Source organism: Actinomadura madurae, from assembly GCF_047130825.1.
In the GTDB taxonomy this organism is placed as follows: Bacteria; Actinomycetota; Actinomycetes; order Streptosporangiales; family Streptosporangiaceae; genus Spirillospora; species Spirillospora madurae.
This window is the reverse complement of sequence record NZ_CP083237.1, coordinates 6,950,872-6,971,914: the sequence shown is the minus strand read 5'-3', so window position 1 is coordinate 6,971,914 and position 21,043 is coordinate 6,950,872. Positions and strand designations below refer to the sequence as shown.

The 21,043-nt window shown below is 72.2% G+C and carries 28 protein-coding genes and 1 pseudogene; 8 read left to right on the top strand and 21 right to left on the bottom strand.

What is annotated here, in order from left to right; genetic code table 11:
* The first annotated feature begins 71 nt into the window (after nt 1-71).
* Entirely contained in the window at nt 72-623 is a 552-nt protein-coding gene (locus tag K8Z49_RS32025) for a hemerythrin domain-containing protein (RefSeq protein WP_021598515.1), read from the top strand.
* Nucleotides 623-811: a hypothetical protein gene (locus tag K8Z49_RS32020; protein ID WP_021598516.1), complete on the top strand. Its 189-nt coding sequence runs from the start codon at nt 623-625 to the stop codon at nt 809-811. The genes K8Z49_RS32025 and K8Z49_RS32020 overlap by 1 nt, the downstream gene beginning before the upstream one ends.
* A gap of 73 nt (nt 812-884) precedes the next feature.
* On the opposite strand, the gene K8Z49_RS32015 is transcribed toward K8Z49_RS32020, so the two are convergent.
* Nucleotides 885-1,244 carry a DUF3140 domain-containing protein gene (locus K8Z49_RS32015; protein WP_021598517.1) on the bottom strand — a complete coding sequence of 120 codons (360 nt, stop codon included), beginning with the start codon at nt 1,242-1,244 and terminating at the stop codon, nt 885-887.
* Between the two features lie 94 nt (nt 1,245-1,338).
* Between K8Z49_RS32015 and K8Z49_RS32010 the strand changes: the two genes are divergently transcribed.
* Together K8Z49_RS32010 and K8Z49_RS32005 are read left to right on the top strand one after the other, a co-directional pair.
* Entirely contained in the window at nt 1,339-2,805 is a 1,467-nt protein-coding gene (locus tag K8Z49_RS32010; protein WP_021598518.1) for an aminotransferase class I/II-fold pyridoxal phosphate-dependent enzyme, read from the top strand.
* Nucleotides 2,806-2,877: 72 nt separating this feature from the next.
* Nucleotides 2,878-3,711 carry a phosphoribosylaminoimidazolesuccinocarboxamide synthase gene (locus tag K8Z49_RS32005; protein ID WP_021598519.1) on the top strand — a complete coding sequence of 278 codons (834 nt, stop codon included), beginning with the start codon at nt 2,878-2,880 and terminating at the stop codon, nt 3,709-3,711.
* A 7-nt stretch (nt 3,712-3,718) separates the two neighbouring features.
* Here the strand turns inward: K8Z49_RS32005 and K8Z49_RS32000 are convergent, their stop codons facing one another.
* The 8 genes from K8Z49_RS32000 to K8Z49_RS31965 form a co-directional block, all read right to left on the bottom strand.
* Nucleotides 3,719-4,108 carry a YccF domain-containing protein gene (locus K8Z49_RS32000; protein ID WP_024935843.1) on the bottom strand — a complete coding sequence of 130 codons (390 nt, stop codon included), beginning with the start codon at nt 4,106-4,108 and terminating at the stop codon, nt 3,719-3,721.
* 71 nt (nt 4,109-4,179) lie between these two features.
* Nucleotides 4,180-4,494, bottom strand: a complete 315-nt coding sequence (gene trxA, locus K8Z49_RS31995; RefSeq protein WP_024935842.1) for a thioredoxin — start codon at nt 4,492-4,494, stop codon at nt 4,180-4,182.
* Entirely contained in the window at nt 4,376-4,873 is a 498-nt protein-coding gene (locus K8Z49_RS31990; RefSeq protein ID WP_146877540.1) for a MerR family transcriptional regulator, read from the bottom strand. Before K8Z49_RS31990 ends, trxA begins: the two co-directional genes overlap by 119 nt.
* A gap of 101 nt (nt 4,874-4,974) precedes the next feature.
* Nucleotides 4,975-6,267, bottom strand: a complete 1,293-nt coding sequence (locus K8Z49_RS31985; protein ID WP_412515942.1) for a carbohydrate-binding protein — start codon at nt 6,265-6,267, stop codon at nt 4,975-4,977.
* Between the two features lie 169 nt (nt 6,268-6,436).
* Nucleotides 6,437-7,126: a maleylpyruvate isomerase family mycothiol-dependent enzyme gene (locus tag K8Z49_RS31980; RefSeq protein WP_412515941.1), complete on the bottom strand. Its 690-nt coding sequence runs from the start codon at nt 7,124-7,126 to the stop codon at nt 6,437-6,439.
* Nucleotides 7,127-7,267: 141 nt separating this feature from the next.
* Entirely contained in the window at nt 7,268-8,551 is a 1,284-nt protein-coding gene (locus tag K8Z49_RS31975; RefSeq protein WP_024935839.1) for an RNA polymerase sigma factor, read from the bottom strand.
* Nucleotides 8,551-8,970 (bottom strand): YciI family protein, encoded by a 420-nt coding sequence (locus K8Z49_RS31970; protein WP_021595261.1) that lies wholly within the window; start codon nt 8,968-8,970, stop codon nt 8,551-8,553. The genes K8Z49_RS31975 and K8Z49_RS31970 overlap by 1 nt, the downstream gene beginning before the upstream one ends.
* A gap of 136 nt (nt 8,971-9,106) precedes the next feature.
* Nucleotides 9,107-9,508, bottom strand: coding sequence for a YybH family protein (locus K8Z49_RS31965; protein WP_235206477.1), 402 nt, complete (start codon nt 9,506-9,508; stop codon nt 9,107-9,109).
* Between the two features lie 25 nt (nt 9,509-9,533).
* Here K8Z49_RS31965 and K8Z49_RS31960 point away from each other — a divergent pair, with 25 nt between their 5' ends.
* Nucleotides 9,534-9,902, top strand: coding sequence for a winged helix-turn-helix transcriptional regulator (locus tag K8Z49_RS31960; RefSeq protein ID WP_220126792.1), 369 nt, complete (start codon nt 9,534-9,536; stop codon nt 9,900-9,902).
* A gap of 5 nt (nt 9,903-9,907) precedes the next feature.
* Here K8Z49_RS31960 and K8Z49_RS31955 read toward each other — a convergent pair whose 3' ends face one another.
* Both K8Z49_RS31955 and K8Z49_RS31950 read right to left on the bottom strand, forming a co-directional pair.
* Nucleotides 9,908-10,648, bottom strand: coding sequence for a tRNA(His) guanylyltransferase Thg1 family protein (locus tag K8Z49_RS31955; protein ID WP_250372909.1), 741 nt, complete (start codon nt 10,646-10,648; stop codon nt 9,908-9,910).
* 85 nt (nt 10,649-10,733) lie between these two features.
* Nucleotides 10,734-11,741 (bottom strand): nitronate monooxygenase, encoded by a 1,008-nt coding sequence (locus tag K8Z49_RS31950; protein WP_412521212.1) that lies wholly within the window; start codon nt 11,739-11,741, stop codon nt 10,734-10,736.
* A 63-nt stretch (nt 11,742-11,804) separates the two neighbouring features.
* Between K8Z49_RS31950 and K8Z49_RS31945 the strand changes: the two genes are divergently transcribed.
* The gene (locus K8Z49_RS31945; protein WP_021595266.1) at nt 11,805-12,713 is read left to right on the top strand and encodes an NAD(P)-dependent oxidoreductase; all 909 of its coding nucleotides are present in this window, start codon (nt 11,805-11,807) and stop codon (nt 12,711-12,713) included.
* On the opposite strand, the gene K8Z49_RS31940 is transcribed toward K8Z49_RS31945, so the two are convergent.
* The 5 genes and pseudogenes from K8Z49_RS31940 to K8Z49_RS31920 all read right to left on the bottom strand — a co-directional run bounded on the left by K8Z49_RS31940 (nt 12,710) and on the right by K8Z49_RS31920 (nt 17,398).
* A complete protein-coding gene (locus K8Z49_RS31940; protein ID WP_412521210.1) occupies nt 12,710-13,228 on the bottom strand; it encodes a zinc-binding dehydrogenase in 519 nt (172 codons plus the stop codon). The genes K8Z49_RS31945 and K8Z49_RS31940 overlap by 4 nt on opposite strands.
* Before the next feature lie 2 nt (nt 13,229-13,230).
* Nucleotides 13,231-13,374 (bottom strand): annotated as a pseudogene (locus K8Z49_RS31935) (alcohol dehydrogenase catalytic domain-containing protein); the annotation flags it as partial.
* Between the two features lie 139 nt (nt 13,375-13,513).
* Nucleotides 13,514-14,764: a cytochrome P450 gene (locus K8Z49_RS31930; protein ID WP_111832607.1), complete on the bottom strand. Its 1,251-nt coding sequence runs from the start codon at nt 14,762-14,764 to the stop codon at nt 13,514-13,516.
* 81 nt (nt 14,765-14,845) lie between these two features.
* Nucleotides 14,846-15,628, bottom strand: a complete 783-nt coding sequence (locus tag K8Z49_RS31925; RefSeq protein WP_021595270.1) for a crotonase/enoyl-CoA hydratase family protein — start codon at nt 15,626-15,628, stop codon at nt 14,846-14,848.
* Between the two features lie 9 nt (nt 15,629-15,637).
* Nucleotides 15,638-17,398 (bottom strand): acyl-CoA dehydrogenase family protein, encoded by a 1,761-nt coding sequence (locus K8Z49_RS31920; RefSeq protein ID WP_021595271.1) that lies wholly within the window; start codon nt 17,396-17,398, stop codon nt 15,638-15,640.
* Nucleotides 17,399-17,484: 86 nt separating this feature from the next.
* On the opposite strand from K8Z49_RS31920, the gene K8Z49_RS31915 reads away from it, so the two are divergent.
* The gene (locus K8Z49_RS31915; RefSeq protein ID WP_412515940.1) at nt 17,485-18,216 is read left to right on the top strand and encodes a PaaX family transcriptional regulator C-terminal domain-containing protein; all 732 of its coding nucleotides are present in this window, start codon (nt 17,485-17,487) and stop codon (nt 18,214-18,216) included.
* 11 nt (nt 18,217-18,227) lie between these two features.
* Here K8Z49_RS31915 and K8Z49_RS31910 read toward each other — a convergent pair whose 3' ends face one another.
* The gene (locus K8Z49_RS31910) at nt 18,228-18,839 is read right to left on the bottom strand and encodes a TetR/AcrR family transcriptional regulator (RefSeq protein ID WP_021595273.1); all 612 of its coding nucleotides are present in this window, start codon (nt 18,837-18,839) and stop codon (nt 18,228-18,230) included.
* A 72-nt stretch (nt 18,840-18,911) separates the two neighbouring features.
* Here K8Z49_RS31910 and K8Z49_RS31905 point away from each other — a divergent pair, with 72 nt between their 5' ends.
* Nucleotides 18,912-19,202 (top strand): hypothetical protein, encoded by a 291-nt coding sequence (locus tag K8Z49_RS31905; RefSeq protein ID WP_075021258.1) that lies wholly within the window; start codon nt 18,912-18,914, stop codon nt 19,200-19,202.
* A 4-nt stretch (nt 19,203-19,206) separates the two neighbouring features.
* On the opposite strand, the gene K8Z49_RS31900 is transcribed toward K8Z49_RS31905, so the two are convergent.
* The 4 genes from K8Z49_RS31900 to K8Z49_RS31885 all read right to left on the bottom strand — a co-directional run bounded on the left by K8Z49_RS31900 (nt 19,207) and on the right by K8Z49_RS31885 (nt 20,988).
* Nucleotides 19,207-19,629, bottom strand: a complete 423-nt coding sequence (locus K8Z49_RS31900) for an acyl-CoA thioesterase (protein WP_075021259.1) — start codon at nt 19,627-19,629, stop codon at nt 19,207-19,209.
* Nucleotides 19,630-19,751: 122 nt separating this feature from the next.
* Nucleotides 19,752-20,354, bottom strand: a complete 603-nt coding sequence (locus K8Z49_RS31895; RefSeq protein WP_021595276.1) for a superoxide dismutase — start codon at nt 20,352-20,354, stop codon at nt 19,752-19,754.
* 95 nt (nt 20,355-20,449) lie between these two features.
* Nucleotides 20,450-20,602: a hypothetical protein gene (locus K8Z49_RS31890; protein WP_021595277.1), complete on the bottom strand. Its 153-nt coding sequence runs from the start codon at nt 20,600-20,602 to the stop codon at nt 20,450-20,452.
* Nucleotides 20,603-20,691: 89 nt separating this feature from the next.
* The gene (locus tag K8Z49_RS31885; RefSeq protein WP_143118430.1) at nt 20,692-20,988 is read right to left on the bottom strand and encodes a hypothetical protein; all 297 of its coding nucleotides are present in this window, start codon (nt 20,986-20,988) and stop codon (nt 20,692-20,694) included.
* Nucleotides 20,989-21,043 lie beyond the last annotated feature (55 nt).

Below are 21,043 nucleotides of genomic sequence, written 5' to 3'. Positions count from 1 at the left end.
CCGCGGCCCGGAGGGTTGAAGCGCGCCCTCCGGGTATCGGCCCGTTCGAACCCATGAGGAGGAGGTCGATCATGGCCGCAGAGGCCGAGAACGTCGTGGACCTGCTGCTCTCGCAGCACGAGGAGATCCGCCGGCTGGCGTCCACGGTGGAGAAGAACCACGGGCAGGTGCGCAAGGACGCCTTCGACCGGCTGCGCGAGCTTCTCGCGGTGCACGAGACCGCCGAGGAGCAGATCGTCCATCCGTTCGCGCGGCGCGCCATCGGCGACGGCTCTTCCATCGTGGACGAGCGGCTGCAAGAGGAGCACGACGCCAAGGGCGTCCTGTCCGAGCTGGAGAAGATGGACCCCGAGTCCGCCGACTTCCACGAGACGTTCGCCGAGTTCCACAAGGACCTGGAGGCGCACGCCTCGCACGAGGAGAAGGAGGAGTTCCCGCGCATCGCCCGCGAGGCGACGCCCGAGCAGATGCGGGGCATGGCCAAGGCCGTCCGGGCCGCCGAGGCGGTCGCGCCGACGCACCCCCACCAGGGCGTGGAGTCGCCCGCCAAGAACCTCGCGGTCGGCCCGATGGCGGCCGTCGCCGACCGCGTCCGCGACGCGATCGGGAAGGTGCGCGGCTGATGGGCGACCGCAGGAACGACCAGGACAAGCCGCTCGCCGACCGGCGCGCCGAGGCGAACGCGCCCCAGGAGGACGACACCGACTTCGCCGCAGAACACACGCCCGGCCCGACCGACCCGCCGGTCGCGGAGGCGGAGACGCCCGGCGGCGAGGACGACGGCTACAGCCCGCAGACCGAGGTCCCCTGACCCCTACCGACAAGGAGGCCGCCCCGGGGTCGTCCCCGGGGCGGCCTCCACGTCGTTCAGGGGTCTTCGCCTCCTATGCGCTGGACGGTTCGGGACGCAGCGGATCGTGGCCGACGCTCATCAGCGCGTGCCGCCACTCCTCGTCCCGTTCCGCGTTCGGCGGGCGGTTCTCCAGGCGGTCCTCGACGAAGGCGACGACCTCCTGCATGACCTCCGCGTCGTTCTCCGTGAGGTCGACCTTGCGCTTGCGCAGCACGTCGACCACGCGGGCGCCCAGTTCCGACACCCCCGGGCCCGCGCCGTCCGCCGGGAAGGCCTCCTCGCCGGAGGCGTCCGTGAGCAGCCACACGCGCAGCTCGTCGGACGTCATGTTGACGAGCCGGTGGAAGTCCTCCCAGGCCAGCTCCGCCTCGGCCGGTACTCGATCGTTCATCCCTCACTCCCTGTCGGCCGTTCACGCCCGCCCTACCCGGTGGCCGCGTCCCCATTCGCGTTACGGAGGCACCCTCACGGGAACGGGTCGGCCCATGGACCACTCGCAGGCCCCCGTCCTGGACGCCCTCGCCGCCTACCATCGCGAGGACCAGCTCCCCTTCACGCCGCCCGGCCACAAGCAGGGCCGCGGCGCCGACCCGCGCGTGCGCGAGGCGCTGGGCGACGCGGTGTTCCGGTCGGACGTCCTCGCGATCTCCGGCCTGGACGACCGCGAGTCGGGCGGCGGGGTGCTGGAGCGCGCCCAGGAGCTCATGGCGGACGCCGTCCACGCCGAGCGGACCTTCTTCTCCACCTGCGGCAGCTCCCTGTCGGTCAAGAGCGCGATGCTGTCGGTGGCGGGTCCCGGCGAGAAGCTGCTCGTCGGGCGGGACGCCCACAAGTCGGTCGTCTCGGGGCTGATCCTGTCCGGCGTCCGCCCGATCTGGGTGGAGCCACAGTGGGACGCCACGCGGCATCTCGCGCACCCGCCGTCGGCGGCGGCGTTCGCGGCGCGGTTCGACGAGCATCCCGACGCGCGCGGCGCCCTGGTCACCAGCCCGACCCCCTACGGGACGTGCGCCGACCTCGCCGCGATCGCCGCCGCCTGCCACGGCCGCGGGAAGCCGCTGATCGTGGACGAGGCGTGGGGCGCGCACCTGCCGTTCCACCCCGGCCTCCCGAGCTGGGCCATGGACGCCGGCGCCGACGTCTGCGTGACGAGCGTCCACAAGATGGGCGCCGGGCTGGAGCAGGGCTCGGTGTTCCACCAGCAGGGCGATCTCGTCGATCCGGCCGTGCTCAAGCAGCGGGAGGACCTGCTCGGGACGACCAGCCCGTCCGTCCTGCTCTACGCGGGCCTGGACGGCTGGCGGCGGCAGATGGTCGAGCACGGCCGCGGCCTGCTGCAGGACGCGCTCGACCTGGCGTCCGCCGTCCGCGCGGAGATCGCGTCGCTGCCCGGCTTCGACGTGCAGGGCCCCGGCGAGTTCACCGGACCGGGACTGGCGCACGACCTCGACCCGCTGCCCGTCGTCATCGACATCGCCGGCCTCGGCGTCACCGGCTACCGGGCGGCCGACTGGCTGCGCGAGCACCATCGCGTCAACCTGCACCTGGCCGACCACCGGCGGATCAGCGCGCAGCTCACCTTCGCCGACGACAAGGAGACCGCCGGTCGCCTCCTAGCGGCCCTGCGCGACCTCCACGCGCACATCGGCTCGCTGCGGGGCGGGCCCGCCGTCGAGGTGCCGTCACCCGAGAAACTGCGGCTCGAACTCGTGATCCTGCCCCGCGACGCGTTCTTCGGCCCGGCGGAGCAGGTGTCCGCGGACGACGCCGTCGGACGGGTCTGCGCGGAGATGCTGACCCCCTACCCGCCCGGCATCCCCGCCGTCCTGCCGGGCGAGCGGATCACCGCGCCCGTCCTGGACTACCTGCGCTCCGGCGTGGCCGCGGGCATGGTCGTCCCGGACGCGGCGGACGCGTCGCTCGGCGGCGTCCGGGTGCACATCGAGGAGTGAGGTGCCGTTGCGTGTCGGCGGGATCCCCTGTGCGAAACTCCTGTCCGGCGGGAGTACGAGATAGGGAGCCTCATGGAGCTGGTCCACTCGGGCAAGGTCAGGGACGTCTACGCGGACGGCGACGAGCTGATCCTCGTCGCGTCCGACCGGGTGAGCGTCTACGACGTCGTGCTGCCGACGCGGATCCCCGACAAGGGCAAGATCCTCACGCAGCTGTCCCTGTGGTGGTTCGAGCGGCTCGCCGACATCGTCCCGAACCACATCGTGTCCGCGACCGACGTGCCGGACGAGTGGGCGGGGCGCGCCGTCCGCTGCCGCCGCCTCGCCATGCTCCCCGTCGAGTGGATCGCCCGCGGCCACCTCGCCGGCCTCGGCCTCAAGGAGTACGAGAAGTCCGGCACCGTCTCCGGCGTCCCGCTGCCGGACGGCCTGGTCGAGGCGTCCCGGCTGCCCGAGCCGATCTTCACCCCGACCACCAAGGCCACCGAGGGCCACGACGAGTTCATCACCTACGACGACGTGGTCCGCGAGATCGGCGCCGGCACGGCCGCCCGGCTCAGGGACGTCACGCTGGAGATCTACCGGCGCGGCGCGGCCCTGGCCGCCGAGCGCGGCATCATCATCGCCGACACCAAGCTGGAGTTCGGCCGCGCCCCGGACGGCGCCCTCGTCCTCGCCGACGAGGTGCTCACGCCCGACTCGTCCCGCTTCTGGCCGGCCGACCAGTGGCGTCCGGGCCGTCCCCAGCACTCGCTCGACAAGCAGTACGTCCGCGACTGGAGCAGCACCCTCGACTGGGACCGCACCCCGCCGGGCCCGGCCGTCCCCGACGACGTCGTCGAGGCCACCCGGGCCCGCTACATCGACGTCTACGAACGCCTCACCGGCAGGGCCTGGACGTCCTGACGCGCGGTCAGAAGCCGGACCGGCCGTCCGACCGGACGACCTCGTGGCCGAGCGGGGTGAGCGAGATCGGGATCAGCTTGAAGTTGGCGATGCCGAACGGGATGCCGATGATCGAGATGCACAGCAGGACGCCCGTGACCAGGTGCCCGAGCGCGAGCCACCAGCCGGCGACGATGATCCAGATGATGTTCCCCAGCGTCGAGCCGAGGCCCGCGCTCCGCTTCGGGACGGCCGTCCTGCCGAAGGGCCACAGCGTGAACGCCGCGATGCGGAACGAGGCGACGCCGAACGGGATCGTGACGATGAGAACGCAGCAGATGATCCCGGCCACCACGTAGCCCAGGGCCATCCAGAACCCCGCGAGTACCAGCCACACGACATTCAACAGCGTTCGCACTAAACCCTCCAGATACCGGCCGTCACGTTCAGTCAATAGGACGACGGATCGGGAGAATGCGTTCCCTCGGCTTAGAAGTGGCCGTCCAGATCGGCGAGAAGGGCGCGTTTGGGCTTCGCGCCGACGATCTGCCGGACGACCTCGCCGTCGCGGAACAGGCTCATCGTGGGAAAGCCCATGACGCCGTACCGGGAAACGATCTGCGGGTGATCGTCGCCGTTGAGCTTGGCGATCGTCAGCCGATCGCCGTGTTCGGCCTCGATCTGCTCAAGGATCGGCGCGATCATTTTGCAGGGAGGGCACCAGTCCGCCCAGAATTCGACCAGTACCGGCTTGCCGGCGCGGAGCACCCGCTCGTCGAAGTTCTCGGCCGTCAGCGTGATCATTCATCCCCTCCTCGGGAGTCGGCGCGCAGCCGGGGCAGGCCCGCGCGAGCTGGCCGGCCACGTCGGCGCGGCGGCGGATGAGGGTGCGGATCTCGGCGTCGATCTCCGCGAGCTTCCGCCGGTAGACCGCGACCGATTCGGGGCAGGACGCGCCGTCGGGATGCCCGGCGCGCAGGCAGTCCACGAACGGGCGGGTGTCGTCCAGCGAGAACCCGGCCGCGAGCAGCCCGCGGATCTCCGTGACCAGCCGGACGTCGGACTCCTCGTACTCCCGGTAGCCGTTGGCCGCGCGCCGCGCCGGCAGCAGCCCCTGCTGCTCGTAGTAGCGCAGCGTGCGGGTGCTCACGCCCGCCCGCGCGGCCAGTTCCCCGATCCGCATCGGCCCTCCTCGCCTTCATGGCCGGTGACGACGGTAACCCTTCACACCGGCGTCAAGGTCAAGCCGCGGGACGGGCCCGGCGCCCGTCCCGCGGCGCGCGGTCAGCGCCCCTGGAGACCGCGGACGTTGTCGCCGAACGTCCAGCCCTTCGACCCGTCCCAGTTGATGGACCAGGTCATCAGGCCTTTCAGCTGCCCGTTGAAATGGTTCCAGGCCTGGCCGACGAGGCTCGGCGGCATGTATCCGCCGCCGGCGCCCTGCTGCGCCGGAAGGCCCGGCACCTGCTTGTCGTAGGGCACCCGGATCGTGGTTCCCTGAATGGTCAGGCCGTTGTTCAGGCATTCGGTCTGCCGGACGAATCCCTCGACCGTCCCGGCGGAGTAGGAGTCGCCGGAGCAGCCGTACATGCTGCCGTTGTAGTACTGCATGTTGAGCCACCACAGCCGGCCGTTGTCCGCGTATTTCTTGATGATCGGCAGGTAGGCGCCCCAGATGGAGCCGTAGGTGACGCTGCCGCCGGTCACGTACGCCGTCTCCGGCGCCATGGTGAGCCCGAACCCGGACGGCATTTGGGCTAGCACACCGTCGATGATGCGGATCAGATTGGCCTGCGACGTGGACAGCTGGCCGATGTTCCCGCTGCCCGTCAGGCCCGTCTCGATGTCGATGTCGATCCCGTCGAAGTTGTACCGCTTCAGGATCGGCACGACCGTCTCGACGAACCGGTCCGCGACGGCGCTGGAGCTGAGGTCGATGCCCGCGGTCGCGCCGCCGATCGACATCAGGATGGTGGCTCCCGCGGCCTTCGCCGCGCACATCTCGGCGGGCGTCGCGACCTTGACCGTGGCGTCCATTCCGTCCTCCCACAGGACGGTGCCGTCCGACCGGATGACGGGGAACGCCGCGTTGATCACGTTGTGGCCGTGCCGCCTGATCGCGGGGTCGTCGATCGGCGTCCAGCCGAACGGCGGGTGGACGCCGTTGGCCGCGCCGTCCCAGTTCTCCCAGTAGCCCTGCAGCACCTTCCCGGCGGGCTTGCCCTTCAGGGGGCAGACCTCGTCCTCGGCCGGTGTCGTGGGCGGTGTCGTGGGCGGCTGCGTTCCGTCGCAGGCGCCCAGCCCGCGCCAGAGCGTCGGCGTGGACGCCGGATCCCAGCCGGCGCCCGGATGGGCGGTGTGCGCGACGATCGCCTCGTAGCCGTGACCGCCGTGGACGACCTTGTCTCCGACCTTGTACGAGGCTCCCTCCGCCCACGCGGGATACGTGCAGGCGATCAGGGGGACGGGCCGGGCGGACGACGGGGCGGACAGCGCGACCAGCGACACGGCGGCCGCGACGAGGGCCGAGGCCAGCGCGGCGACCAGCGCGGGCCATCGCTTGCGGGGGGATTTCACGGGGACGACTCCTCAGCTGAGCGGGGGACACAGAGGAGCCGGTGCAAGAGCCGTACGGATCCCGCGGACGGGACCCTCCCAGGCGCAAGGCACGAACAACCGGCATGGACGCCACAAGCAGATTAACCGCACCGCCCCGAACCGGGAAGCGCCCCGAACCGGGAAGCGCTCAGCGCCCGCCCAGCCGTGCGGCCAGCAGCTCGGCTCCCGGACCGGTCAGCCCGGCGAGCCCCGTCGGCCGGCCGGAGACCGCGAGCAGCAGGTCCTCGGCGTTCCCCCGCACCTGCGGCCCGAGGCCGGACCACCAGTCCGCGTCGGTCGCCACGAGCGTCAGGCCGGCGACCCGCCCGCTGCCGCCGTGGAACCGGCTGGCGGCGACGTAGGCCAGGGCCGGCACCGCGAGCGCGATCGGCACCGGGTGGTGCCGCTCCAGCGGGCGGGCGATGTCCTGCCCGTGCACGAGCAGGTCCATCAGCGGGTCCATGGGGGAGCTGCCGGGCATCCGCCGGGACGACTCGGCGCTCTCGCGCAGCTGCCGCACCAGCTCGTCCGGCGTGTACCTCGCCGCCCGGTCGTGGGCCATCATCGCGGCCATCCGGTCGAGGTCGCCGCGCGCCTTGATCGCGGGCAGGATCACCGAGCCGAACGTGGCGCGCGTGCTGAGCGTCAGGTGGGCGACGACCTCCCGCACCGTCCAGGCGTCGCACAGCGACCGCACGGCCCACTCGGCCTCGCCGAGGTCATCGAGAAGGTCGGAGAGCCGCCGCCGCTCGGTCTTCACGGCGTCCGCGATCCGGTCTTCGCCCAGCGCGATCAGGTCCTGCTGGGGCGGCTGTTCTCTCCGCACTTCGGCGGCCATCCGGTTCACTCCCTCGCCGGTCCGACATCGAGATGGTGTCGGGGGACGGACTCCACGAACGACCAGAACTCATCGCCACCATCGCCTGTTCCCGCTGGTCACAAGATTGTTTTTGGTTCAAGGACCCCTGGCGTTCGCCGTTCAGCCGAGGGCGGCGAGCTTGCGGCGCAGGACCGTGCGCTCGCGGTCGTTGGCGCACAGGTCGATGGCGCGCCGCAGTTCGGTGCGCGCCTCGTCCGTGCGGCCGAGGCGGGTGAGGAGTTCGCCGCGGACGCCGGGCAGCAGGTGCGAGTTCGGCAGCGCCTCGGCGGTGACCAGGGCGTCCACGATGGGGAGGGCCGCGGCCGGTCCGTGGGCCATCGAGACCGCGACCGCCCGGTTCAGGTCGACCACGGGCGAGGGCGCCAGGCGGCCGAGCGCCTCGTAGATGAGGACGATCCGCTCCCAGTCCGTCGCGTCGACGGACGCGGCGACGGCGTGGCATTCGGCGATCGCCGCCTGGAGGCCGTAGGCGCCGAGGCCGCGGCCGGCCTTCTCCGCGCGGGCGAGGGCGGCCCGCCCGCGGCGGATCGCGGACCGGTCCCAGCGGCTCCGGTCCTGGTGCTCCAGCAGGACCGGCTCGCCGTCCGGGCCGGTGCGGGCGGGGAAGCGCGCCGCGGTGAGTTCGAGCAGCGCCAGCAGGCCGTGCGCCTCGGGCACGTCCGGCATGAGCCGGCTCAGCACCCGGGCGAGCCGCTGCGCCTCGCCGGCGAGGCCGAAGCGGATCAGGTCGCCGCCGGAGCTCGCCGACGAGCCCTCCGTGAAGATCACGTAGATCACGTTGAGGACCGAGCCGAGGCGGCCGGCCCGGTCCTCGGGCGGCGGCACCTCGAACGGCACCCGGGCCGCGCCGAGGGTCTTCTTCGCCCGGGTGATGCGGGCCTGCACGGTGGCGGTCGGGACGAGGAACGCCTTGGCGATCTCGTCGCTGGTGAGGCCGCCGACGACCCGCAGCGTGAGCGCCACCCGCGCCTCCCGCGACAGGACGGGGTGGCAGGAGACGAACATCAGCGCGAGCACGTCGTCGTCGATCCGGTCGGGGTCCCACAGCACGTCGCTCTCCCGGGAGGGGTCGGCGGGCGCGGGGCCCGCGGCGGTCCCGCCCTCGCCCAGCTCGTGGGCGAGGGCGGCGTACCGCTCGTCGCGGGCCGCGCGGCGGCGGAAGGCGTCGATCGCGCGCCGCCGGCCGACGGTGAGCAGCCAGCCGGCCGGGTTGCGGGGGACGCCGTCGCGCGGCCAGGTCACCAGCGCCTCGGCCAGCGCCTCCTGGGCGAGGTCCTCGGCCAGCGCGAAGTCGCCGGTGTAGCGCGCGAGCGCGCCGACGATCCGCGCCGACTCGATCCGCCAGACGGCGGCGACGGCCTCGCGTCCGGTGGGGTCGCCCATCAGAGCTGGCCGGTCGCCTCGCGCCACGCCCGCTCCTTCTTGATCCACTCGTTGTCCTGCGGGAGCTCGTCGATCGTGGTGACCCGGCGGATCTCGGTCTTGAAGCCCGGCCCGGTGAGCGGTTGGCGCTTCGCCCACTCGACCGCCTCCTCCTTCGAGGCCACGTCGAGGATGTAGAACCCGCCGAACAGCTCCTTGGTCTCGCCGTACGGGCCGTCGGTGACCACGGGCGGCTCGGCGGAGTAGTCGACGACCACGCCCTCCTCGGCGTCGTCGAGGCCCTCGGCGGCGAGCAGCACGCCGGCCTGGATCAGCTCCTGGTTGTACCTCCCGACCGTCGCGATCATCTCGTTGAAGTCGATCTCGCCCATCCCGGCGAAGGCCTCGTCGGTGGCGCGCATGATCAGCATGTACTTCACGGTTCCGTCTCCCTTGATCGTCGGGCCATCTTCCGGACCCTCTCACCCCTGGGTCGAACGGGAGGCGCCGCGGATCAACACGACCGCCCAACTTTTTCCAGGAAATTTCCGGACGGCCGCGTCGCACCCCCGCCGACTAGGCCGCGGCCGTCCCGAAAGGGTCGTCGACGACGTAGCGCCAGCGGCCGTCCGGTCCCCGCCGGGCGACGTCGGCGGCGGTGCCCTCGATACGGACGGGACGCCCGTCCGCCGTCCCTTCGATCACCCAGTCGACGATCAGCAGGGCCAGGTCGTCCACGGCGTACACGTGCCGCGGGCGGACCTCGATCGGCAGTCCGAGGGCCATGAACCGCGCGTTGGCGGCGTGGGCGTTCGTGCCCGTCAGCGCGGTACCCGGTTCCGGGACGAACACGGCCCCTTCCTCGTACACCTCCGCGACCGCCTCCGGATCGCCGCTGTTGAAGCGTTCGGCGAACACGAAGGGGAGGTCCTCGGGGCGGTCGGCCAGTGAGCGCATCGCCTTCCTTCCGGTAGACATGACCGGGACGTTAGGAGGCGCCCTCGTGACTCACCAAACGGTTGGCCTACCGGGACTGCCGGACGATCCGCGGGCGGACGCCGCCGAACCGGTGCCGTCCTGCCCGGTGGAGATCACGCTCGATGCGCTACGCGGGCGCTGGACGACGCTGGTCGTCCGCGAGCTGCTGCGCGCGGACCGCTCGTTCAGCGACCTGCGGCAGGCGCTGCCGGCTCTTTCGGACAAGGTGCTGGCCGACCGCCTGGCCCATCTTCTCCAGGCGGGCGTGCTCGAACGGCGCAGGCGGCCGGGCTGGCCGCCCCGGACCCGATACACGCTGACTCCGCGGGGCCGGCGTCTGGGCCCGGTGCTCCAGGCCCTCTGGGACTGGGGCGCCGAAGCGCAGGCCGGGTAGGGCGGTCATTCCAGGATGGTGCGGGCGAGGTCCCGGTAGGCGTCCTTCATGGGAAGGTCGCGCTCGACATGGACGCGGCGGCGGGTGGCGGTCACGTCCACGTTGCGGATCGGGTCGTGGCCCTGCTTCTCGTACGTCTCCCACCACAGCCCGACGCCGCGCCGCTGCCAGGCGGGGACCTCGTTGAAGTTGATGCCGCGCGCGAACAGCAGCTCGTTCTTGGCGGAGACCGACGTGCGGTCCAGCTCCCGGGTCGCCTGCCGCGGGGAGAGGCCCTCGTGGCGCAGGGTCCAGTAGCACCAGCCGTTGAGGGCGCAGCGGGCCGCGTCGTCCTGGCGCCAGGTGAGGTAGTCGACGACGTCGTCGAGGCCGGTGCCCATCCAGACGCGCCCGTCGAAGACGGCCGGTTCACCGGCGGCATGGGTGAAGGCGGCCGTCGCGATGCCCGCCGACAGCGAGACGAGCTTCTCCACCTCGCGGCCGAACAGGTCGAAGGCCGGGTCGAGGACGACGGAGATCTCGTCGCTCTCGGTGTAGGCGTAGCGCCCGCCCAGCTCGGTGAGGAGAGCCGTCGCGGTCTCCTCCATCAGCGCGGAGAAGCGCGGGTCGAAGGGCTTGTCGAAGCGGGCCTCGGTGAAGCGCGAGAAGGAGCGGCCGTCCACGCGAACGATGGCCCAGGAGCCGGGGAGCAACGTCAGCGAGTGGAAGTACTCCCGGGCGCGCATCCGTTCTTCAAGCTCGTTCATCGGGAGTCTCCTCGGTCATGGCGGCGGAGACGCTTGAGCGTGGCACAGAAGCCGGCGTCCGGCACGCGGTTTTCGGGGGTGCGGGTCATCGCGGGGCGAGGGCGGCGACGATCTCGGCGGCCGGGGCTTCGGTTGTTCCGCGGAACGACTCGCCTGCCCAGAGGTTGACGCCGTCGGGGTCGCCCTTGGCGGCGGACGCCTTGCGCAAGGAAGAGGTCAGGTAGTGGACGTCCGGGTACACGGCGGGGGCGTATGGGGAGTGCTCGCGGAGGAAGCGGTTGACGAGGCCGCGGGCGGGCCGTCCACTGAAAGCCCTGGTCATCGCGGTCGCCGTGAAGCGGGGGTCGGCCAGGGCGGCCTTGTGGACGGCGCTCGCCCCGCTCTCCGGGCAGCGGACGAAGGCCGTCCCGAGCTGGGCGGCGGCGGCGCCCGACGCGAGGACCTCGGCGACGTCCGCGGCCGTGGCGAGGCCGCCGGCGGCGATGAGGGGCTGCGCGGTGACCTCGCGGACCGACGCCAGCAGCGCGCGCAGCGACAGCGGGTCGTCGAGGGTGTTGGTGAACGAGCCCCTGTGTCCCCCTGCCTCGGAGCCCTGGAGGCAGAGCGCGTCGGCGGCGGACGCCCGGCGGGCCTCGTCCGCCGAGGTCACGGTGACGATGACGACCGTGCCGCGGTCCTGGAACGCGCGGACGACGTCCGGCGACGGGCAGCCGAACGTGAAGCTGACGAAGGCCGGCGGATCGGACAGCAGGTCGGCGACCTTGGCGTCGTAGGCGTCGTCGCGGGCGGACGGGCCGCCCGGTGACACGCCGAGGCGGGCGGCCTCGGGCGCGAGGCGCTCGCGGTAGGCGGCGACCGCGGCCGGGTCGGCCTCGTCCAAGGACGGCATGAAGAGGTTCATCCCGAACGGGCGGGAGGTCAGCCTCCGCGTCGCGGCGATGTCGGCGCGCATGGCCTCGGGCGTCTTGTAGCCGGCGGCGAGGAAGCCGAGGCCGCCCGCATCCGACACGGCGGCGGCGAGTTCCGGCGTCGACGGCCCGCCCGCCATCGGCGCCTGCACGATCGGCACGTCCGTCCACATGATCGGCACCATAGTCTCCGGGAACACCGGGCTCGCGTGCCAGGGTTCCATGGACGGACGAAAGGGGTCATCAGGATGCGGGTGCTGCTGCACTACGACATGGATCACGAGGAGCCCGGCCTCGACATCGTGTCCTGTTCGGAGCAGGACGAGGCGCGCTTCGCGGAGCTGCTGCCGGACACCGAGGTCATCTGGCATGTGCTGCGCCCGCTCACGGCCGCCGACATGGACCGGGCGCCGAAGCTGAAGCTGATCCAGAAGCTCGGCACCGGCGTCAACACGATCGACCTCGACGCCGCGCGGGAGCGCGGGATCGCGGTCGCGAACATGCCCGGCCGGAACGCGCAGGCCGTGGCGGAGACGTCGCTGCTGCTGATGCTGGCGGCGCTGCGGCGGGTCGTCGCGTTCGACGCGCGGACGCGGCGCGGCGAGGGCTGGCCCGCCGACCGGTCCCTGGTGGGCGGCGAGCTGGCCGGGCGGACGGTCGGCCTCCTCGGCGGCGGCGAGATCGCGACGCTGCTGCGCGGCATGCTGGAGGCCGTCGGGGCGGAGGTCGTCTACACGTCGAGGACGCCGCGTCCCGACGACCCTGCCTGGCGCGAGCTGGACGGGCTGCTGCGCGCGAGCGACATCGTGTCCGTGCACATCCCGCTCACGGACGAGACCCACCATCTCCTGGACGCCGAACGGCTCGCGCTGCTGCCGGAGGGCGCGATCGTGGTGAACACGGCGCGGGGCGCGGTGATCGACGAGCCGGCGCTGGTGGCGGCGCTGGAGTCGGGGCGTCTCGGCGGTGCCGGGCTGGACGTCTTCGAGAAGGAGCCGGTCGACGCCGGGAACCCGCTGCTCGCCCTCGACAACGTCGTCGTCATGCCGCACGTGGCGTGGCTGACCGGCGAGACGTGGGACCGGTACTTCACGGTCGCCGCGGAGAACTGCCGCCGCCTAGCGCGAGGCGGCGACATCCTCCACCGCGTGGTCTAGGGGATCAGGACGGGCTTGACGACCTTGCCGGACGTCGCGTCCGCCTCCGCCCGGTTGATCTGGTCGAGCGGGTAGGACGTGACGAGCCGGTCGAACGGGAACCGGTCCTGCCGCCACAGCTCGATCATCTTCGGGATGAAGGTGTGCGGGACGGCGTCGCCCTCGATGATGCCCTTCACCGTCCGGCCCATGAGCAGGAGGTTCGCGTCCAGCCGGTACTCGGTGGCGCCGACGCCGACGAGGCCGCAGACGCCGGAGGTGCGCAGCGACGCGACCGCCGCCGAGACGACCTCGGGCACGGCGGTGGTGTCGAAGGAGTACCGCACGCCCTCGCCGCCGGAGATCGCCCGGATCTGCCCGGCGATGTCGTCGTCCGCCCCGTTGAGGACGTGGGTGGCCCCAGCTCGCCGTCCGGCCCGGTGGCGCGGGGCGTCCCGTCCAGCGGCATCGCGAGCATGTTGAGCGCGGTCATCTGCGGGCAGGCGCCGGGAAGCGCGGCGCGGCAGGTGTCGCACGTCCCGCACGAGTCGAACGACATGACCACGTGGTCGCCCTCGGCGACGCCGGTGACGCCCGGCCCGACCGCCTCGACCGTGCCGGAGCCCTCGTGGCCGAGGACGACCGGCTTGGCGACCAGGTCCCCCGGGACGCGGCCCAGCATGTCGGTGTGGCACATCCCGGCCCCCGCGATCTTCACGAGGATCTCGCCGGGGCCCGGGGCCGCCAGGTCGAGCGGCTCGATCGTGTAAGGGGCGTCCGCGGCGCGGAGCACCGCCGCGTCGATCTGCACCGGGGCTCCTTCAGGCGATGGAGTAGCGGACGGGAAGGCGCTTGAGGCCGCCGACGAACGTGGTGGCGATGCTCTCCGGCGTCCCGGCCGGCTCGATCGAGTTCAGCCGGGGCAGCAGCTCCTCGAAGAAGGCGCGGACCTCGATCCGGGCCAGCGCGGCGCCCAGGCAGTAGTGGACGCCGAACCCGAACGCCAGGTGCTTGTTCGGGTCGCGCCCGACGTCGAAGCGGAACGGGTCGTCGAAGACGTCCTCGTCCCTGTTCGCGGACGGGTAGGAGAGCAGCACCGCGTCGCCTTTCCGGATCGTGGTGCCGCGCAGCTCGTAGTCCTCGCCCGCGGTGCGCATGAACTCCTTGACCGGCGTGACCCAGCGGATCATCTCGTCCACGGCCAGCGGCAGCAGCTCGGGCTTCTCGCGGAGCCGGTCGAGCTGGTCGGGGTGCTCGATCAGGGCGTGCAGGCCGCCGGCGATCGTCGCGCTGGTCGTGTCGTGCCCGGCCGTCGCGATGATGACGTAGTAGGACGCGGTGTCGAAGTCGTTCAGCGGCTCGCCGTCGACGCGCGCGTTGGCGATGGCGGAGGCGAGGTCGTCGGTCGGGTTCTTGCGGCGCGCCTCGGTCAGCCCCTGGAAGTAGGCGAAGAAGTCGAGCAGGACCTGCAGTTTCTCCTCGTTGGTCGTCCCGCGCTGCAACTCGTCGTCATCGCCGCCGAAGAGCTCCTGGGTCAGCTTCAGCATGCGGTCGAAGTCGCTCTCGGGCAGGCCGAGCAGCGACAGGATCACGTACAGCGGGAAGTGGACGGCGATCTCCCGCGCGAAGTCGCACTCGCCGCCGAGGTCGACCATCCGGTCGACGTACCGTTTCGCCAGCTCGCGGACGCGCGGCTCCAGGGCCCGCATCGCGCGCGGCCGGAACCAGTCCGCGCCGATCGCCCGGATGACCCGGTGGTCGGGGTCGTCCATGTGGATGAGCGTGCGCAGCGCGATGCCCTGCTCGACCCGTTCCCGGTTCATCGCGTCGAACTCGGCGGTGCCGAGGATCGGGCGGGGCTCGTTGAGGAAGACCTGGTGGTTGCGCTCGATCTCCAGGACGTCCTCGTGCCGGGTGATCGCCCAGAAGGGGTTGTAGTCGGGCGTGGCGTCGACCCAGTGCACGGGGGACTCGCGGCGGAGCAGCGCCAGCGCGTCATGGAACCGCCGGTCGTCGGCGTGGGCCTTCGGATCGGCGAGCGCCCGGCCCGCCTCGTCCACCGTCAGCGTCATTTCTCGCTCCCTCGGTCTCGGGCGGCCCGCCCATGGGAAAGCTACGGTCCCGATAGTTGTACGGTCAATGACCGACGCCGATCAGATGTCGGCGAAGTCGCCGTGCCGCCCGTGACCGCCCGCGAACCGGGCGGCGCCGCGCAGGGCGTCCTCCAGCGACCCGGTCCCGTGCCGGTGCTCGACGGCGATCGCCTCGTCCTCCGGGAGGCCCTCGGCCTCCAGGACCGAGGCGCGGTCGTTGCGCAGGCACGCCTGCGGGAACCGCGCCAGCTCGGCCGCGAGGGCCTCGGCCGCCTCCCGCGCCTCCCCCGGCGGGACGAGCCGGTTCGCCAGGCCGATCTCGAACGCCTCCCGCGCGGGCACCGGGCGTCCCGTGAGGATCAGGTCCATCGCGCGGCTCGTGCCGATGAGGCGGGGAAGCCGGAACGTGCCGCCGTCGACGAGCGGGACGCCCCAGCGGCGGCAGTACACCCCGAAGGTGGCCGTCTCCTCCACGACGCGCAGATCGCACCAGAGCGCCAGCTCCAGCCCGCCCGCGACCGCGTGGCCGGCGACCGCCGCGATGACCGGTTTCGACAGGCGCATCCGGGTGCAGCCGAGCGGGCCGTCCGCCGGGGGCGGGTCGACGCGCGGGCTGCGCTCGGTGCCGATGGACGTCAGGTCGGCGCCGGAGCAGAACGTCCCGCCCTCGCCCCACAGGACGGCGACGCTCGCGCCCTCGTCGGCGTCGAACGCGCGGAAGGCGGCGGCGAGCTCGCGCGCCGCCGGCCCGTCCACGGCGTTCCGGGTCTCGGGACGGGACATCACGACCGTCGTGACCGGGCCGTCCCGCTCGATCCGCACCTGCTCGATCCGTGCCGCCAACAGGGCCTCCTAGACGCCGATGAACGCGCCGTCCGCCAGGTCCTTGAAGCGGTCGAGGTCCTCCGCGGGAGCGTCGATCGCGCGCAGCGGGCCGGCGTCGGCGAGATGGGTCCGAGCGTAGAGGCGTGCGACCAGCGCCTTGCGGTCTTCCCCCGAATCGGCGCGTTCCCAGCCCGCCTGCTCAAGCAGCAGCGCCGCCGCGTACACGTCCGCCATGTACTGGGCGAGGGGGTAGAGGCGTGCCTCGGCGACGGTCCTGTCGAGCCCGCGCCACTTTTCTATGGCCTCCCTGAGATGCCCGATGCGCTCGCTCACCAGTCCGGCCGTGGCGTCGTCCCCGGCAGGTGCCTGCCGGACGGCGCTCGTGAGCCTTTCGAGGAACGGCTCGTGCGCGTCCTGCCGTTCGATGGCGCGGCGGACGTCCAGGCACAGGATGTTGTCGCCGCCCTCCCAGATCGGGTTGACCTGCGCGTCTCTGAGGATTCGCGCGACCGGCCACTGCTCGATGTAGCCGTTCCCGCCGTGGATCTCGATGGCGTCGCCGGCGGCCGTCACCCCCAGCCTGGCGGCCCTCAGCTTGATGAGCGCCGCCCCCATCCTGAGCCGCGGCCGTCCCAGGTATCCGTCGAAGACGAGGGCCTGGACGGCCTCCGTCTCCACGATCAGCTCGGCGAGCTTTCTCCGCATGAGCGGCTGCTCGATGAGGGAGGCGCCGAACGCCTCCCTGGCCCGCGTGTAGCAGAGCGACTCGACGAGGGCCCTCCGCGCGCAGCCGAGCCCCATCATCGAGATGCCGAGCCGGGCGCCGTTCGTCAGCTCCATCATGCGGGCGAGGCCCTTGCCGTCCCCGCCCTCGCCGGCGCTCGACGCCGGGGCCAGCAGGAACGCCTCCGCGTCCGTGAACTCGATCTCCGCCGACGCGACCGACCGCGTGCCCAGCTTGTCCTTGAGCCGCCGGATCCGGACGCCGTTGCGCGCCCCGTCCCGCCGTTCCCTGAGCACGAGGAAGGGCGCGATTCCCCGCACCCCGTCCACGGCCCCTTCCGGCTTGGCCAGCACCACGAACGCCGAGCCGTTGGCGTTGGACGCGAACCACTTGAACCCGTTGAGGCGCCAGGCGTCCCCCTCCCGGGAGGCCGTCGACTCAAGGGCACCCAGGTCCGAGCCTCCAGAGCGCTCGGTGAGCATCTGGGCGGCCTCTCCCGACATCTCCCCGGCCGCGAACAGCTCCCGCACCCGCGCCCTGACGTCCTCGGGCGCGAACAGCTCCGCCAGCCCGACGACCATGTCGCCGCCCGTGCCGAGCGCGCACGCCATGCCGATGTCGGCCTGGTCCAGCAGGTAGCTCCAGGCCACGCCCATCGGCGCGGGATCGACCCCCTCGCGCCTGGCCTCCGCGACGAAGCCGGGCCGGGTGAACGACGTCGCCACGATCTCCCGCCGCGCCGCCTCGAACGACGGCGGCATGACGACCTCGCTGACGTCCCGTCCCCACCGGTCGTACTTCTCCAGGCGCGGCGGGTTCCGGTCGGTCTCCTCGGCCCACGCGGCGACCGGCCCGCCCATCAGCGCGCCCATCTCCCTGAGCCGCGGCTCCGCCCAGCCGAAGCCGTCCCCCAGATGGCGCCGCATGAGGAACCGCAGCGTGGGGTCGCAGTCGTACCAGTTGAGGCCCGCGGCGCCCTGGTACCGCTCCGTCGCGTACCGGCGCGCCTTCTCGGCGCTCCCGAACGGCAGCCTGTCGAACGACTCGGTCAGGTAGGAGGTCATGCCCTCGACATTACACTTTTCTGTCACCCGAAGGAAGATCGTAATCCCGCAGCCGGGCGGGCGGGCCGATAGGCTCGGCACCAGACATGGACAGCCTGGAGATTCGCCCGCTCACCGCCCGGTCCGTCGTCCTGAGCACGCTGCTCGGCGTCCACCCGCCCCGGCTCCCCGCCCGGTACCTCGTCCGCGTCGGCGAGCTGTTCGGCATCGCGGAGGGGACGATCCGGGTCGCGCTCTCCCGGATGGTCACCGCGGGCGACCTCGTCCAGTCCGGCGGCACCTACGCCCTCACCGAGCGGCTCCTCGAACGCCAGGCCCGCCAGGACGAGGCCCGCCTCCCCCCGACCCGGCCCTGGGACGGCACCTGGGAGATCGCCGTCATCACCGCCGAGCGCCGTCCCGCCGCCGACCGCGCCGCGCTCCGCCAGGCCATGTCGACGCTGCGGCTCGCCGAGCTCCGCGAGGGCACCTGGCTGCGCCCGGCCAACCTGACCCGGCCGCGGCCCGGCCCGGTCGTCCGCCAGTGCACCTTCCTGGTGGGCCGTCCCGAAGAGGACCCGGCGACCCTGGCCGCCGCCCTCTGGGACCTGGACGCCTGGACGGCCAAGGCCGGCGCCCTCCGCACGGCCCTCACCGGCGCGACCACGATCGCCGCGCGCTTCACCCACGCCGCCGCCGTCCTGCGCCACCTCCTGAACGACCCGCTGCTCCCGCCGGCCCTCCTGCCGGCGGGCTGGCCCGGCCCCGAACTCCGCGCGCAGTACGAGGCGTTCGAAACGGACTTCGAGCAGCTCCTCACCACCCACGTCCTCACATAGCGCTCGACCTGTCAGGAGAGGAGAGTGCGTTCGGCGGTCTCGATGAGGAGCCGGGCGACGTCTTCGGGGGGCCGGGAGCGGGCGGTGTGGAGGTGGTCGAAGCCGTCGAAGCTCGTCAGGAGGCAGAGGACGTCGGTGGCTTCGGCGGGGGTGACGTCGGGGCGCAGGGCGTTCGCGGCGGACAGGCGCTCGGCCGTCTGGGCCATGCCCCGGGCGCGGCGGGCCTCCAAGCGCTGGACGGCGCCGCCGACCGCCGCGGCGTCCAGCATCGCCATCGAGTGCAGGGCGCGCAGAACGTCGCGGTGGGTCGCGTACATGGCGACGACGCCGCGGATGCCGCCACGGAGGGCTTCGCGGGCGTCGGGATGCGCGGACGCGCGGAGCATGTCCTGGAAGCCGCCGCGGTCGAGGAGGTCGGCGCCGACCGCCTCGAAGAGACCGGCGCGCGAGCCGAAGACCTGGTAGACGGTCGGCCGCGCCACGCGGGCGAGGCGTGCGATCCGGTCGATGCTGACGGGCTCCGACGGGGCCTCGCGCAGGCGCGCGCAGACGGCGTCCAGGATGCGCCGGCGGGTCTCCTGGGCGGCCTCCGCGCGGAGGCGCTGCTCGTACTTGCGCACCATGCCGCCAGGATACCTAATTGAGTTGACAGTTCGTCTTTCGAAATACAGGCTGTTGCATGAAAGGAGGCCGTGATGCACGTGATGATCCGGAGCAAGGTCGGGGCCGAGCATGTGGAGCGCAGCCTGGAACTGCTGCGCGAGGTCTACGCGGAGCTGGACCGGGTGCGGCCGGAGAGGCTGCGGTACGCGTCCTACCAGCTCGACGACAAGGTCACGTTCGTGGCGTTCGCGGAGATGGACGGGCCCGAGGTACTGCGCCCGCTGGAGGCCTTCCAGCGCTACCGCGCGGCCCTGGACGAGTTCTGCGAGGACCCGCCGGAGCTGACCATGCTGGACGAGGTGGGCTCGTACGGCTTCCGATGACCGGTCAGGCGCCCGGCGCCAGGATCTTCTCCATCTCGGCGCGGAGGTTTCCGGTGATCTCGGCCGGGCGGCGGGTGTGCCGGTCGACGAAGACGTGCACGAAGTGCCCCTCGGCGACGGGCGCGCCGTCCGAGTCGCGGAACATGCCGACCTCCCAGCGCACGCTGGAGCGGCCGAGCCTCCCGACGCGGAGCCCGACCCGGATCGCGTCCGGGAACGAGACCTCGGCCTTGTACTCGCAGTGCGACTCGACGCAGAGCCCGATGGCCCCGGAGGTCGCCGGGTCGAAGCCGGCGGTCCGGATCATCCACGCGTTGATGACGGTGTCCATCAGCGAGTAGTGGACGACGTTGTTGACGTGCCCGTAGACGTCGTTGTCCTTCCACCGCGTCGGGACGGTCTCCCAGTGCAGGTACTCGCCGGTCATGGGCAGCAGACTAGGGGCGTCCGGAGAAGCGGCGTTCACCAGGCCGCGAGGAAAGGTTCTGAGCACGATCCCGGCCAGGTGAACGCCGCCCCCGAGCGGCGCCCGCGAGGACGCCGCCGTTCTCAGGACGCGCGGGCCGCGTCGAATCGCGCGGTCACGTCCGTCCAGTTCACAAGGGACCAGAGCTTCTCGACGTAGTCGGGACGCACGTTGCGGTACTGCAGGTAATAGGCGTGCTCCCAGGCGTCGAAGACCAGCAGCGGTGCCGTGTTCATGCCGACGTTGCCGTGGTGGTCGTAGACCTGCTCGACGATCAGCCGCCTGCCCAGGGGCTCCCACGCGAGGACGCCCCACCCGGACCCCTGCACCGTGGACGTCGCCGCCGTGAGCTGCCGCTGGAACGCCTCGAACGTCCCGAAGTGCTCGTTGATGGCCGCCGCGAGCTCCCCGCCGGGACGGTCGCCGCCGTCCGGCGACAGGTTGTCCCAGAAGATCGAGTGCAGGACGTGCCCGGACAGGTTGAACGCGAACGTCTTCTCCAGGCCGACCAGCCCGCCGAACCGCTCCTTGTCGCGCGCCTCGGCGAGCCTCTCCAGCGTGTCGTTGGCGCCCTTCACGTAGGCGGCATGGTGCTTGGAGTGGTGCAGCTCCAGGATCTCACCGGTGATCGCCGGCTCCAGGGCGGCGTAGTCGTACGGCAGGTCGGGCAGCGTGTACTCAGCCATGCCGCCACTATTGCAAACAAGTTGCAGTTACGTCCAGCAAGCAACAAGCGCGCGCTGGACGGCCCGTCCCGGTGTGGGGCGGGCCGTCGTGCGCGTCAGTGCCGGCGGCCGCCGCGTACGCGGGCCAGCAGCCCGCGCGCCTTGGCCTGGGTACGCGGGTCCCGGGCGAGCCGCTCCGCCCTCGCCCGCGCCTTCTGCCCTTGCGGGCTCCGCATGAACCGCTTGATCCGGTCGATGAGAGAAGCCATGTTCTTCCTCCTCGGCCTAGCCTTGACAGTTCAACGCGTGCCCACTTCGGAAAGTTCGGAACGTGCCGCGAGGAGACGTTTCCGAACGGTCAACGGCGGGGGCTTCCGCGGAGACGCGAGAGGAGGCTGCGGGCCTTCTCCTGGTTGCGGGGGTCGTTGATGAACCGCTCCGCCCGCGCCCGAGCCTTCTGTGCCTGCGGACTTCGGGCCAGCTGCTCCGCCTTCGCCCGCGCCTTCTGGCCCTGCGGGCCGTGGGCGAACTGCTCCGCCTTGGCCCGCGCCTTCTGTGCCTGCGGGCTGTGCGCGACCTGCTCCGCCTTCGCGCGGGCCTTCTGCCCCTGCGGGCCCCGGACGAACTTCATGATCCGGTCTATGACTGAAGCCACGTTCTCTCTCCTCCGCCTAGCGTCTCCCAGTTCAACGCGCGTCCCGGCAGGGAAG